This window comes from Synechocystis sp. PCC 7339 (genome assembly GCF_019924095.1).
Taxonomy (GTDB): domain Bacteria; phylum Cyanobacteriota; class Cyanobacteriia; order Cyanobacteriales; family Microcystaceae; genus Synechocystis.
Map to the genome: position 1 here is coordinate 993,248 of NZ_CP063659.1, position 13,654 is coordinate 1,006,901.

The following is a 13,654-nucleotide window of genomic DNA, read 5'->3' on the forward strand; positions in this document are numbered from 1 at the left end:
TTTTGGCTAACTACATTGACCCATCGGTGTTCTAGCTGGGGACAACCTCTGGTTTTTGGTTACTTGGACGATCGCCCACGGCATTAGGGGAACCATGCATCTAGTTGATACCCATGTCCACATTAACTTTGATGTTTTTGCGGCGGATTTAGACCAGTTACAGCACCGCTGGCAACAGGCGGGGGTGGTGCAGTTGGTTCATTCCTGTGTTAAGCCCCAGGAGTTTGACCAGATCCAGACCCTGGCTGATCGTTTTCCTGAACTGTTTTTTGCCGTGGGGCTCCATCCCTTGGACGCCCAGGATTGGCAAACTGATACTGCTGGACAAATTCTTGACTATGCCAGGGCAGATAACCGGGTGGTGGCCATTGGTGAAATGGGTTTGGATTTTTTCAAAGCCGATAACCGTGACCATCAAATTGAAGTTTTCCGAGCCCAGTTGGCGATCGCCAGGCAATTAAATCGGCCGGTTATCATCCATTGCCGGGATGCCGCTGATACCATGCGCCAAGTATTGACGGAGTTTCAACAAGAACAAGGCCCTGTAACCGGGGTAATGCACTGCTGGGGCGGTAGTCCTGAGGAAACCCAATGGTTTTTAGACCTGGGTTTTTACATCAGTTTTAGCGGTACGGTGACTTTCAAAAAAGCGGAAGCTATCCAAGCCAGTGCCCAGATGGTGCCCCCCGATCGCCTGTTGGTAGAAACCGATTGTCCTTTTTTGGCGCCGGTACCTCAACGGGGTAAACGCAACGAACCAGCCTTTGTCCGCCATGTGGCCGAGGCGATCTCCGCCCTGCGCCATGTCCCCCTAGAAACCCTTGCCCAACAAACCACCGCCAATGCCCGCAATCTTTTTAAACTACCAGTGCCGGCCTAATCTGAGGGCATCGTCCCACCGGTAACACCCCCCGGCCGTCCCTGACCCCAACCACCGCAATTTTCCGGAGACTTCTGAGCCACCATGACTAACCTTGCCACCACGATGTTGCCCGATTTAATTGAAATCCAACATGCTAGTTTCCACTGGTTTTTGGAGGAAGGTTTAATCGAGGAATTGAACAGTTTTTCACCGATTTCTGACTACACGGGCAAGCTAGAACTCCACTTTTTGGGCAAAGATTACAAGCTCAAACAGCCCAAATACGACGTTGATGAGTCCAAGCGGCGGGATGCCAGTTATTCGGTTCAAATGTATGTGCCGACCCGTCTGGTCAACAAAGAAACCGGGGAAATTAAGGAGCAAGAAGTCTTCATCGGCGATCTTCCCTTGATGACGGAACGGGGGACTTTCATCATCAACGGTGCCGAGCGGGTCATCGTTAACCAAATTGTTCGATCGCCGGGGGTTTACTACAAAAAGGAACTGGATAAAAACGGTCGCCGCACCTATTCCGCTTCCCTGATTCCTAACCGGGGGGCCTGGCTTAAATTTGAAACCGACAAAAACGGCTTAGTCTACGTCCGCATCGATAAAACCCGCAAGTTGTCCGCCCAAGTCCTACTCAAGGCGATCGGTCTCAGCGATAACGAAATCCTCGATTCCCTCAGCCATCCAGAGTTTTTCCAAAAAACCCTCGACAAAGAAGGGAATCCCACCGAAGAAGAAGCCCTGGTGGAACTCTACAAAAAACTCCGCCCCGGCGAACCCCCCACCGTCAGTGGTGGTCAGCAGTTATTGGAGTCCCGCTTCTTCGACCCCAAACGCTACGATCTTGGCCGAGTGGGGCGCTACAAACTCAACAAAAAACTCCGGCTCAACGAAGCCGACACTACCCGGGTGCTCACTCCCCAGGATATTCTTGCCGCCATCAACTATCTGATCAACCTAGAATTTGACGTTGGCACCACCGACGACATCGACCACTTGGGTAATCGTCGAGTGCGCTCCGTTGGAGAGTTGCTACAAAACCAAATCCGGGTGGGCTTGAATCGCCTAGAGCGTATTATTCGGGAGCGCATGACCGTCAGCGAATCCGATGCCCTCACCCCTGCCTCCCTGGTGAATCCCAAACCCCTAGTGGCGGCCATCAAAGAATTTTTTGGCTCCTCCCAACTCTCCCAGTTCATGGACCAAACCAACCCCCTGGCGGAGTTGACCCATAAACGAAGGATTTCCGCCTTGGGCCCCGGGGGCCTGACCAGGGAGCGGGCCGGGTTTGCCGTACGTGATATTCACCCTTCCCACCACGGCCGTATTTGTCCTGTGGAAACTCCGGAAGGCCCCAACGCCGGCTTGATTGGTTCCCTCGCCACCTGTGCCCGGGTCAATGATTACGGTTTCATCGAAACCCCTTATTTTCGGGTGGAAAGTGGTCGGGTCAGGAAAGATTTAGACCCCGTTTACCTCACCGCGGACGAAGAAGACGACATGCGGGTGGCCCCCGGGGACATTCCCACGGACGAAGAGGGCAACATCATCGGCGAATCCGTCCCCATTCGCTACCGCCAGGAATTTTCCACCACCAGCCCAGAACAAGTGGACTACGTGGCTGTCTCCCCGGTGCAAATTATTTCCGTTGCCACCTCCATGATTCCTTTCCTGGAGCACGACGATGCTAACCGGGCTCTGATGGGTTCCAACATGCAACGGCAAGCAGTGCCCCTGTTACGTCCTGAACGCCCCTTGGTGGGGACAGGTTTGGAAGCCCAGGCTGCGCGGGACTCCGGCATGGTGATTGTTTCCCGCACCCATGGCATTGTCACCTATGTGGATGCCACGGAAATCCGGGTACAGCCCCACTCCCCCGATAACCCAGCTGAGAAAGGGGACGAAATCGTCTACCCGATCCAAAAATACCAACGGTCTAACCAGGATACCTGCTTGAACCAGCGGCCTCTGGTCTATGCCGGGGAAGATGTGGTGCCAGGGCAAGTGTTAGCGGATGGTTCCGCCACGGAAGGGGGAGAATTGGCCCTGGGCCAAAACATTCTCGTTGCCTATATGCCCTGGGAGGGTTACAACTACGAGGACGCCATTCTGATCAGTGAACGACTGGTCTATGACGATGTCTACACCAGTATCCACATCGAAAAATTTGAAATTGAAGCCCGCCAAACCAAGCTAGGCCCAGAAGAGATTACCAGGGAAATCCCCAACGTTGGGGAAGATGCCCTCCGCAACCTTGATGAGCATGGCATTATCCGCATCGGTGCCTGGGTGGAATCCGGTGATATTCTCGTTGGTAAAGTCACTCCTAAAGGGGAAGCAGACCAGCCTCCAGAAGAAAAGCTACTGCGGGCCATTTTCGGTGAAAAAGCCCGGGACGTGCGGGATAACTCCCTGCGGGTACCCAACGGCGAAAAAGGACGGGTAGTGGATGTGCGGGTGTTCACCCGGGAGAAAGGGGACGAATTGCCCCCCGGCGCCAATATGGTAGTGCGGATTTACGTTGCCCAAAAACGAAAAATCCAAGTGGGGGACAAAATGGCTGGTCGCCACGGCAATAAGGGAATTATTTCCCGCATTTTGCCCATTGAAGACATGCCCTACCTCCCTGATGGTCGCCCCATTGACATTGCCCTCAATCCCCTGGGGGTTCCCTCCCGGATGAACGTGGGCCAGGTATTTGAGTGCATGCTGGGATGGGCCGGGGAAAACCTCGGTGTACGCTTCAAAATTACCCCCTTCGACGAAATGTATGGGGAGGAAGCGTCCCGGGATACAGTCCATGGCCTGTTGGAAGAAGCATCACAACGCCCCAACAAAGACTGGGTCTTTAACCAAGACCATCCCGGCAAAATTCAAGTGTTTGATGGTCGTACCGGAGAGCCCTTTGACCGTCCTATTACGGTGGGCCAAGCCTATATGCTCAAACTGGTGCATTTGGTGGACGACAAAATCCACGCCCGTTCTACTGGGCCCTACTCCTTGGTTACCCAACAGCCTTTGGGGGGTAAAGCTCAACAGGGGGGACAACGGTTCGGGGAAATGGAAGTGTGGGCCCTGGAAGCCTATGGCGCTGCCTACATTTTGCAGGAACTACTCACTGTTAAATCCGATGATATGCAGGGCCGTAATGAAGCCCTCAACGCCATCGTTAAAGGGAAGAGTATTCCCCGCCCCGGTACACCAGAATCCTTCAAGGTGTTAATGCGGGAACTGCAATCCCTCGGCTTGGACATTGCCGCCCACAAGGTACAACTGTCTGAAGATGGTGAAAGCGCTGACGCAGAGGTGGATTTAATGATCGACAGCCAGCGTCGGGCTCCCAATCGTCCCACCTATGAGTCCCTCCACACCGAGGAAGATTTGGAAGAAGAAGAAGTCTAAAACGGCGATCGGAGCACAGGAAACAGTGAACAGTGTCTTACCCCCTGCTAACTGCTTCCTGATACCTGCTCCCTGATATCTGCTAACTGCTCCCTGAAACCTGAAACCTGAAATATGACTTTTTATAATTACACCATCGACAAAGGCCGCTTGAAAAAACTCATTGCCCTTGCCTACCGTCGTTACGGTTCGGCCCGCTGTTCTCAGTTGGCCGATGAACTGAAGGAACTGGGGTTTCGTTTTGCCACCAAAGCGGGGGTTTCCATTAGTGTAGATGATCTGACAATTCCTCCAGAGAAAAAACAGATGTTGGAGGCGGCAGAAAAGGAAATTCGCACCACGGAGGAACGCTACGCCCGGGGAGAAATCACCGAAGTAGAGCGGTTCCAAAAAGTAATTGATACCTGGAACAGTACTTCCGAAGAGTTGAAAGACCAGGTGGTGGTCAACTTCCGCAAAACTGATCCTCTTAACTCCGTGTACATGATGGCCTTCTCCGGCGCCCGGGGGAATATGAGCCAGGTGCGGCAGTTGGTGGGGATGCGGGGTTTGATGGCAGATCCCCAGGGGGAAATTATTGACTTGCCGATTAAAACTAACTTTCGAGAAGGTTTAACGGTTACCGAGTATGTAATTTCTTCCTACGGTGCCCGAAAGGGTCTGGTGGACACGGCTCTCCGGACGGCGGACTCTGGTTATCTCACCCGGCGTTTGGTGGACGTATCCCAGGACGTAATTGTGCGGGAACAGGACTGTGGCACCGAGCGCAGTCTGCGAGTAACGGCCATGACCGATGGAGATCAGGTAAAAATCAGCTTGGCTGATCGCCTGTTTGGTCGCTTGCTCGCCAAGGATGTGGTGGATGGCGAAGGGAATGTCATTGCAGAGCGTAACCAGGAAATTGATGAAGCGTTAGCTAACCGCATCGCCGCCGTCACCGATGAAGTTTACGTCCGATCGCCGTTGACCTGTGAAGCAGCCCGGTCCGTTTGTCAAAACTGCTATGGCTGGAGCCTGGCCCATGGTCACAAAGTGGATCTGGGGGAAGCGGTGGGTATTATCGCCGCCCAATCCATTGGGGAGCCCGGCACCCAGTTGACCATGCGGACCTTCCACACTGGGGGGGTATTCACCGGGGAAGTGGCTCGCCAAGAAAAGGCTCCCGAAAACGGCACAGTCAAATGGGGTAAGGGGTTGAGCACCCGTAAAGTCCGTACCCGCCACGGGGAAGATGCGGAACAGGTGGAAGTAGCCGGAGATTTGCTCTGGAAAGGGGAAGGGAAAAAAGCGGCCAGCCAGACCTACTCCCTCACCCCCGGTTCCCTACTGTTTGTACAGGATGGGCAAACGGTTACGGCCGGCCAGTTGATGACGGAAATTTCCCTCTCCAAAACCCAACGTTCCACGGAGCGGGCCACCAAGGACGTGGCCGGGGATTTAGCTGGGGAAGTGCTGTTTGATCGCCTGGTGCCAGAGGAAAAAACTGACCGCCAGGGGAATACCACCCGCATTGCCCAACGGGGTGGTCTGGTGTGGATTCTCTCTGGGGAAGTGTATAACCTCCCGCCCGGAGCAGAACCGGTGGTGAAAAACGACGAACAGGTGGAAGTCGGCAGCATCATGGCCGAAACCAAGCTGGTCACCAATGACGGGGGTGTAGTGCGCTTGGTGAGTAACCGGGAAATTGAAATCATCACCGCCTCCGTGCTCCTGAACCAAGCCCAGGTCAAACTGGAAAGCAGCGGTGGCCGGGAACAGTACGTAATTTACACCGCCGATAAGCAACGGTTCCTTCTCAAGGCCGCTCCAGGTACCAAAGTGCAAAACCACAGCATTGTGGCGGAATTAATCGATGACCGCTACCGCACCACCACCGGGGGCATGATTCGCTATGCCGGGGTGGAAGTGGCCAAGGGCGGCCGCAAACAGGGCTACGAAGTCACCAAAGGCGGTACCCTGCTCTGGATTCCCGAAGAAACCCACGAAATCAACAAGGATATTTCCCTGTTAATTGTGGAAGATGGCCAGTATGTGGAAGCGGGCACGGAAGTGGTCAAAGACATCTTCTGTCAATCCAGCGGCATCGTTGAAGTGGTGCAGAAAAACGATATTCTGCGAGAAATTATCATCAAACCCGGCGACTTCTACCAAGACGTAGACCCAGGTTCAGTGAAAATTGAAACTGGTCAATTGCTCCAACCAGGGCAGGATGTATTCCCCGGCGTCACCGTTAGCTCCCTCAGCCAAGCTGAGTGGATTGAAAGCCCCGAAGGCAATGGTCTGCTGCTGCGCCCTGTAGAAGAGTACAAAGTATTTGATGAACCCGCCGCCCCCTCCCAGGGCTCCCAAAACGAAGAAGGGGGTCGCCACATTGAATTGCGCTCCGTTCAACGACTGTTCTACAAAGATGGCGATCGGGTGAAATCCGTGGAAGGGGCTCCCCTGCTCAGCACCCAGTTGGTGTTGGAAATTTATGGCAGTGGCAACGAAGGTATTTCTCACCTTTCCGCTGATATTGAACTGCAGGATGACGAGGAGGAAGATTGCCAGCGTTTACAGTTGGTGATTTTAGAATCCTTGGTACTGCGCCGAGACCAGGAATCCGATCCCCTCGGTGGAGCTTCCAAAACCCGTTTATTGGTACAGGACGGCGACCAAATTCCGCCGGGAGCAGTGGTGGCCCGTACGGAAATCCAATGTAAGGAAGCGGGCATTGTCCGGGGGATTAAGGAAGGACAGGAATCCATCCGTCGGGTGTTACTGGAACGGGAAGCCGATCGTCTAGTGATGGATCTACCCAGTGCCCCGGAAGTCAAACTAGGTCAACTACTGGTGGCGGGGCAGGAATTGGTGCCCGGCGTCAAACTAGAGGAGTCCGGTAAGGTACTGGAAATTAACCGTAAAGAAGACAAATATCAGTTAGTCCTACGGCGGGCCCGGCCCTATCGGGTTTCCCCTGGGGCAGTGCTCCACATTGAAGACGGAGACCTGGTGCAACGGGGGGATAACCTCGTACTGCTGGTGTTCGAGCGGGCCAAGACTGGGGACATTGTCCAGGGTTTACCCCGGATTGAGGAACTGTTGGAAGCGCGGAAACCCAAGGAGGCCTGCATCCTAGCCCGGGCCCCTGGGGTCTGCCAGGTGGAATACCTCGAAGATGAAAGTGTCGATATCAAGGTGTTGGAAGACGATGGCACCGTGAGCGAATATCCCCTCTTGCCGGGACAAAACGCCATGGTTACCGATGGCCAACGCATTGATGTGGGGCATCCCCTCACCGATGGTTACAATAATCCCCACGAAATTCTGGACGTGTTCTTCAGCTACTACGTGGACAAGGACGGTTGTTACCAAGCAGCCCTCAGAGGCCTGCAAGCGGCGCAAAAATTCCTCGTCAATGAAGTGCAAACGGTTTACCAATCCCAAGGGGTGGATATTTCCGACAAGCACATTGAGGTAATTGTCCGGCAGATGACGGCCAAGGTCCGCATTGACGACGGCGGAGACACCACTATGCTTCCAGGGGAGTTGGTGGAACTGCGTCAGGTGGAACAGGTTAACGAGGCCATGGGCATCACCGGTAGTGCTCCTGCCCGTTATACCCCCGTGCTACTGGGTATCACCAAAGCTTCTTTGAATACCGATAGCTTCATCAGTGCGGCTTCCTTCCAAGAGACTACCAGGGTGCTCACCGAAGCGGCGATCGAGGGTAAATCCGACTGGCTGCGGGGACTGAAGGAGAACGTGATCATTGGTCGCCTCATTCCTGCGGGTACAGGGTTCAGTAGCCATGAGGAAGTGCTGGGATTAATCGAAACCCAGGATGATATCCAAGGCTATATGATTGAGCCGATTGAACTACCCACGGCGAAGAAAAAAGCCAGTGCCACCAAGGTGAAAACCAAAAAAGTTGAAGCCGATGACGACCTGTTGGACGACACCAGGGCCCGGGCCTATGCGGGCAGTCAACTCAGTCAGGATGACGAAGAGTTGGAAGAAACCTACGACACTGATGAGGATGATTTCGACATGGATGACGACAGCGATTTTGAGGACGATGAGGACTAAGGGTAATCCCCTATGCCCTGGGCTTGTAAACGTTTAGCATTCTGTCCTTATTTTTCTAGTTAGTTCACTATCCCTTCCCTTTCTCTGGGAGGGGATTATTTTTTTGCGGACTGCTATGCTTTAGTACGGATGCCGATTTCCTAAGAACGTGTTTGAAAAGCCCTCCTGACCCCCCCATTTTTGGGAAACAGGCTCTAAGTTCCAACCATCAATACAGCAAATTCCGGATCAATTTGATATCAACAGAACCGTTGTAACACTTATTTGGCAAAGGCTTTGCTGTGCTACTTAGATACGGTAACCGCTGTAAGCAATTGTTTCCCTTTGCTTTCCCTCATCAGGAAGATTTTGGGAAAATCGACATGGAGTTAAACTGATGCGTTTCCATCCCCTGGCCTTGATTTGTCTTAGTTTTATGCTCGGATTATTGGGAGCAGGGTTAGAGCTGGATTTGTTTAATCTCCGGAAGGGGGCTGTTCTAGCGGTGCTGTGGTTGCTGGCTACGGCGATCGCCATTGTTTTTCTGCCCCTAGTTTGGCGGCGGGGGCCGACTAGATGGCAATGGTTACTGGCGGGCATGATTGCCTTACTGGCCAGTTATTACGCTCTTTGGCGCACCCCCCAACCAAGTCCCCAGGATATCAGTCGTCTGCTCGATCCTCCGGCGAAGAGTTTTCAGACCATCACGGCGATCGGAACTTTGACAGCAGGGGGTAGGGAAAATGCCCCAGGTCAACAACAATTTTGGCTCCAGGTAGAACAATGGCAACGGCCACCGGAAAAAGAATTCCGATCCCGCTCTGGCACCCTGTACCTCACCCTCCCCATGGGAGAAAAAGCCTGGCAACAGTGTCACCAAATTCGAGTCACCGGTCTGCTATACCGTCCTAGTTCTCCCCAGAATCCAGGGGCGTTTAATTTTGCCCAATATTTGGCCCGTCAGGGTATTTTTGCTGGGTTAAAAGGAGAAACGGCGACGTTGGTGGGGGAAAAATTTTGTGGTCTCAATCCCATACGGCAAAGGATTGTTAACGCCCAGACCGCCTGGTTACCAGCCCAAGGGCAAGGGAAATGGCCTGGCTTGCTGATTAGTTCCATTGTCCTGGGAGCGAAAGCGGTTAATTTGCCCACGGAATTACGCAATCTTTTCCAAGCGGTGGGGCTTTCCCATTTCCTGGCCGCCTCTGGCTATCAAGTTTCCCTGCTGGTGGGCACCGTATTGCTCCTGGGCAGAAAGGCTGGTGTCAGTTCCAAATTGGCGATAGCCGTTGGGTTAATCACTTTGGCATTTTACTTGGGCCTAACGGGGCTGGAACCTTCAGTAATCCGGGCTAGTGTTCTCTGGGTGGGGGTGATGGCGGCCCTGGCCAGTGGACAAAAATTAAATACCGTGGGGGCATTATTACTCATTGCCACAGGGATGCTATTGGTTAATCCCGTCTGGAGCCAAGCGTTGGGTTTTCAACTCAGTTTCTTGGCCACTTTAGGCATTGTGGTGATGGTGCCTCCTTTGCAGCAACGGTTGGATTTTTTGCCTGGTAAAATTGCCGGGGTGATAGCGGTACCCTTGGCGGCCAGTATTTGGACTACTCCCATCCTGTTGCAACAGTTTGGCTATGTTATCCCCGCTGCCTTGCCCCTAAATATTTTGATTACCCCCTTGTTAGCTCTGTTGAGTTTGGGGGGAATGACCAGTGCTCTGGGCGCCCTAGTTTTTCCGCCCCTGGGCAGTGCCACTGCTTGGTTATTAGCTTTCCCCGCCCGTTGGCTAATGGCGATCGCCGCCCAATTTCAACAATTACCCACGGTGGCAGTAGGGGAAGTGGGCATGGGACAGGTGGTCATAATGTACGGCGCTTTTTGTTTAATTTGGGCTTTTTCCTGGTGGCGCAGACGTTGGGGTGCCGTTGCAATATTTTTGCTAGCCATAATTATTTTTCCCCTCATTTTTACCTTGCAAACTAGGGTGGAATTGACTGTTTTTGCTAACAACGCATTCCCTGTCATCCTCGCCCAGGCCCCCGGTGAAGTGACCACCATTACTAGGGCAGAGGATCAATCCAAGACAAGATTATTAACTCCTTTCTTAGCTCAAAAGGGTATTAATCAAATTGACTGTGAACTAAACATCACCCCGGCCATGGTGGGAAAACCCCTACCGCCTTCCTGTGCCCATTTAAGTTGGGTAGAAGTCAAACCAGCAATTTTACAACTGAATTTTGGCCAGCAACGGTGGTGGATTTTCCTCCAAATTCCCCAAGAAAACCAAATTCCCCCACAATTACCAGTGGATCAGCGCCCCCACACTGCCATCTGGGTTGGCCGGTTTTTTCCCTACAGTTGGCTGGATAGTTTGCGCCCTCCCACGGCGATCGCCATTGCGTCCTATGTCAGCAAAGATTTGAGGCAAACAGTGGCAAAATATCGGGGTCAACTGTGGGTAACGGGGCAGGGAGCTATCCAATGGAATCCCCGTCAGGGCTTCAATTCTGCCGTCGATCCATGAACGAAGCCCTGGGATCGTCGCCATTTAAACCATAGTTTTGCACTGCGGAAGTTAGTTCAACTATGACCCTTTGCCGTACTCCCTCAGGACTAATTACCTGACAATCTTGGCCATAGGGCAATATTTCCCGCAAAAGCCAAAAAGTACTACTAATTTCCCGAATTATCTGACGGGTTTGGGGCAACTCCGGGTGCCAATCATTGTGGCGATCGCCCCGGCCCTGACTTTGGTTATCGTTGCAGTTAATTCAACTAGAAATATGGCAATATAAGCGAATAGGGTATTTTTTAATACAAGTCTGACAGAAATCTCTATTGTCTTAATTTGATTTTAAGTAGCCATAAATGCAAAATTATAATAATCTCTCGCATGTCTATCTCTATGAAACACCCAAATCCTTTTGATGCTGGTAATTTGGGCTCTATATCTTCTACTCTGCATTACTCATGTCACCGGCATATGGCTTGCGTCTAGGGTTGGCTACTTTTGGTAAACTACTCATCGACAATACTCAATATTTGCTCTTTCACCATAAAAAATAGATTTCTTTTATTATCCTTACTTTATATCTTCTTTATAAATGACTTCTCACACATATGCTATTTTGCCATTTCATCGGAGAGCTTGGTACAATGTTTTAATAATTTTAATAACAATGACGACCCTAATTCGTGTTATCTTTCATGTCAAAACCAATTGTTAGAAATAAAAATTATTATCGTTTCGGGATAGAGAATAAATGGCGGATATTCACAACTTTGTTGATATTCAACATGCACTTAATGGTTTAAATTTTGGTAAACGCTTACCTGATGCGCTCTATATTCATTACTCCACCATTCCCTATTTGCCATCTATTTTACAAAATTATGAGAGCTATACTCGACAAATTTTTTATGAAAACTATCAATTTGAATCACATCAAGATTTACAATTTACGCTGATTAAATTTAATCTCAGCGAACCCAAAATTTCTTATCTCAATTACCCTGATTTTGATTTAGATGCCCATCCGGCCTTAGCACAAAGTACACAGGTCAATTTAGAGTTGAATGATTGCCAGGTTCGCCATTACGGGGAGAATCCTCCCATCCTGCACCGTAAGGAAACCTTTGTCTGTGCCGATTATCCTTTGTATGAAACCTTTGTCGCGTTAACCCAGGCGGAGGAAAAACTTGGTTTATTAGCTAATTCTCGCCAGATCGGTCATCGTCAGCAGTGGAAAAAACGACTGCAACAGTTTCGGGTCAGGATTGAAGACCATAAGTTAATTGAGATTAAGGAATCTGTCCATCAATCTCCTAAAATTGACCGTCACAAAGCCGCTATTGTTCGACGACAAATGTCCCGTCCGGTGCGGTCGCTATTTGACGCTGACTTACTCAGCCAGGGGATGACCTTTTTTGACTACGGTTGCGGCCATGGAGAGGATCTAAAATTTGTTTCGGAAAAAGGGTTTACAGTTCAGGGGTGGGACCCTTTTTATAAACCTGATAGCGATCGCCATCCTGCGGATGTAGTCAATCTGGGTTATGTGATTAATGTCATTGAAAATCCAGCGGAAAGACGGGAAGCATTAGTCCAAGCATGGGAACTAACCCAAAAAATATTGGTGGTTTCAGCCCAGGTGTTGATTGCCGATGGTGGATTGGGGCACATAGCCTATGGCGATGGGGTGATTACAAGCCGCAATACGTTTCAGAAATATTATGACCAAGAAGAACTAAAGCTTTACATTGATCAAGTCTTAGGGGTTGATGCTATCCCGGTGGCGTTGGGTACTTATTTTGTGTTTCGAGATGAGTCCCAAGCAGAAACCTTCCGGGCCTCTCGGTTCCGATCACGGGCAAGTACGCCACGCCTTCGTTTATCGGTGAAAAGGTTTGAGGATTATCAGGAGCTACTGAAACCATTGATGAATTTCTTAATGGAACGAGGTCGTTTGCCAAAGAAAGGGGAATTAGAAGCTGAAGCAGAAATTTGTGCTGAGTTTAAGACCTTAACTCGTGCGTTTAAAGTGATTGAGCAGGCAACAGATGCGGAGGATTGGCAAAGGATTACAGAACAGCGTAAACAGGATATTCAAATTTATTTGGCTTTGTCTCACTTTGCTAAACGTCCTCGTTTTAGTCATTTGGCTGATAACTTACAGACTGATATTAAGGTGCTATTTGGCACTTATAAAGAGGCTTGTTTATTGTCGGATATGATGTTATTTAGTTTGGGAGACTTGCAGAATTTAGCGGATATTGCCCAACGCAGTCCGGTGGGAATTTGCTCCAAGAAGGCCTTGGTGGTTCATATTAGTGCCCTGGAAAACCTTGACCCATTATTACGTTTATATGAGGGCTGTGCGAGTCGGACGGTGGGACGATTGGATAATGTGACGTTGGTGCGGTTTTATCTCCATGAACCGAAAATTGCTTATATCTTCTGTCCAGATTTTGATACCAATCCCCATCCTCGCTGGCAGATGATGATGCAGATTGGTTTACAGGATTTGCGAGTTCGTTACAAGGAATATGACCCAGATTATGCTCCAGTGGTGCATCGCAAGGAGCGATTGGTCATGACAGAGTATCCCTTAGTTGAAAAGTTTGCCAAGTTGTCACAACAGGAAGAAGATTGGGGATTACTGGATAATTGGTCGGAAATTCAATTATGGCCAGGTTGGCAAAAAGTATTGCGAGAAATGGGAGTCGAGTTTAATGGAAACCGTCTTCAGTGGCGTAAGGATACAGATCTTTATCAAATGAGGCTAATGAAAGCTCAGATTCAGGCACGGCGAAGACAAAAGTAAAAGGGTC

6 protein-coding genes are annotated in these 13,654 nt (G+C 50.8%); 5 read left to right on the forward strand and 1 reads right to left on the reverse strand.

Annotation, left to right across the window (positions count from 1 at the left end; genetic code table 11):
- The first annotated feature begins 94 nt into the window (after positions 1 to 94).
- The 4 genes from IQE94_RS04610 (at position 95) to IQE94_RS04625 (ending at position 10,847) form a co-directional block, all read left to right on the forward strand.
- Positions 95 to 880: a TatD family hydrolase gene (locus IQE94_RS04610; RefSeq protein ID WP_212716459.1), complete on the forward strand. Its 786-nt coding sequence runs from the start codon at positions 95 to 97 to the stop codon at positions 878 to 880.
- Positions 881 to 964: 84 nt separating this feature from the next.
- Positions 965 to 4,273, forward strand: a complete 3,309-nt coding sequence (gene rpoB / locus IQE94_RS04615) for a DNA-directed RNA polymerase subunit beta (RefSeq protein ID WP_212716461.1) — start codon at positions 965 to 967, stop codon at positions 4,271 to 4,273.
- Positions 4,274 to 4,387: 114 nt separating this feature from the next.
- The gene (locus IQE94_RS04620) at positions 4,388 to 8,341 is read left to right on the forward strand and encodes a DNA-directed RNA polymerase subunit beta'' (protein WP_212716462.1); all 3,954 of its coding nucleotides are present in this window, start codon (positions 4,388 to 4,390) and stop codon (positions 8,339 to 8,341) included.
- Positions 8,342 to 8,717: 376 nt separating this feature from the next.
- Complete coding sequence (locus IQE94_RS04625; protein WP_223342802.1) at positions 8,718 to 10,847, forward strand: ComEC/Rec2 family competence protein; 2,130 nt, start codon at positions 8,718 to 8,720, stop codon at positions 10,845 to 10,847.
- On the opposite strand, the gene IQE94_RS04630 is transcribed toward IQE94_RS04625, so the two are convergent.
- The gene (locus IQE94_RS04630) at positions 10,825 to 11,031 is read right to left on the reverse strand and encodes a hypothetical protein (RefSeq protein ID WP_212716466.1); all 207 of its coding nucleotides are present in this window, start codon (positions 11,029 to 11,031) and stop codon (positions 10,825 to 10,827) included. The two genes, IQE94_RS04625 and IQE94_RS04630, sit on opposite strands and share 23 nt — an antisense overlap.
- 555 nt (positions 11,032 to 11,586) lie before the next feature.
- Here IQE94_RS04630 and IQE94_RS04635 point away from each other — a divergent pair.
- Complete coding sequence (locus IQE94_RS04635) at positions 11,587 to 13,647, forward strand: DNA phosphorothioation-associated putative methyltransferase (protein ID WP_212716468.1); 2,061 nt, start codon at positions 11,587 to 11,589, stop codon at positions 13,645 to 13,647.
- Positions 13,648 to 13,654 lie beyond the last annotated feature (7 nt).

What these genes read in the sequence shown, in the direction of transcription:
- IQE94_RS04610 (WP_212716459.1), top strand. Translation starts at nt 95, where the DNA reads ATGCATCTAGTTGATACCCATGTCCACATTAACTTTGATGTTTTTGCG.
- rpoB (WP_212716461.1), top strand. Translation starts at nt 965, where the DNA reads ATGACTAACCTTGCCACCACGATGTTGCCCGATTTAATTGAAATCCAA.
- IQE94_RS04620 (WP_212716462.1), top strand. Translation starts at nt 4,388, where the DNA reads ATGACTTTTTATAATTACACCATCGACAAAGGCCGCTTGAAAAAACTC.
- IQE94_RS04625 (WP_223342802.1), top strand. Translation starts at nt 8,718, where the DNA reads ATGCGTTTCCATCCCCTGGCCTTGATTTGTCTTAGTTTTATGCTCGGA.
- IQE94_RS04635 (WP_212716468.1), top strand. Translation starts at nt 11,587, where the DNA reads ATGGCGGATATTCACAACTTTGTTGATATTCAACATGCACTTAATGGT.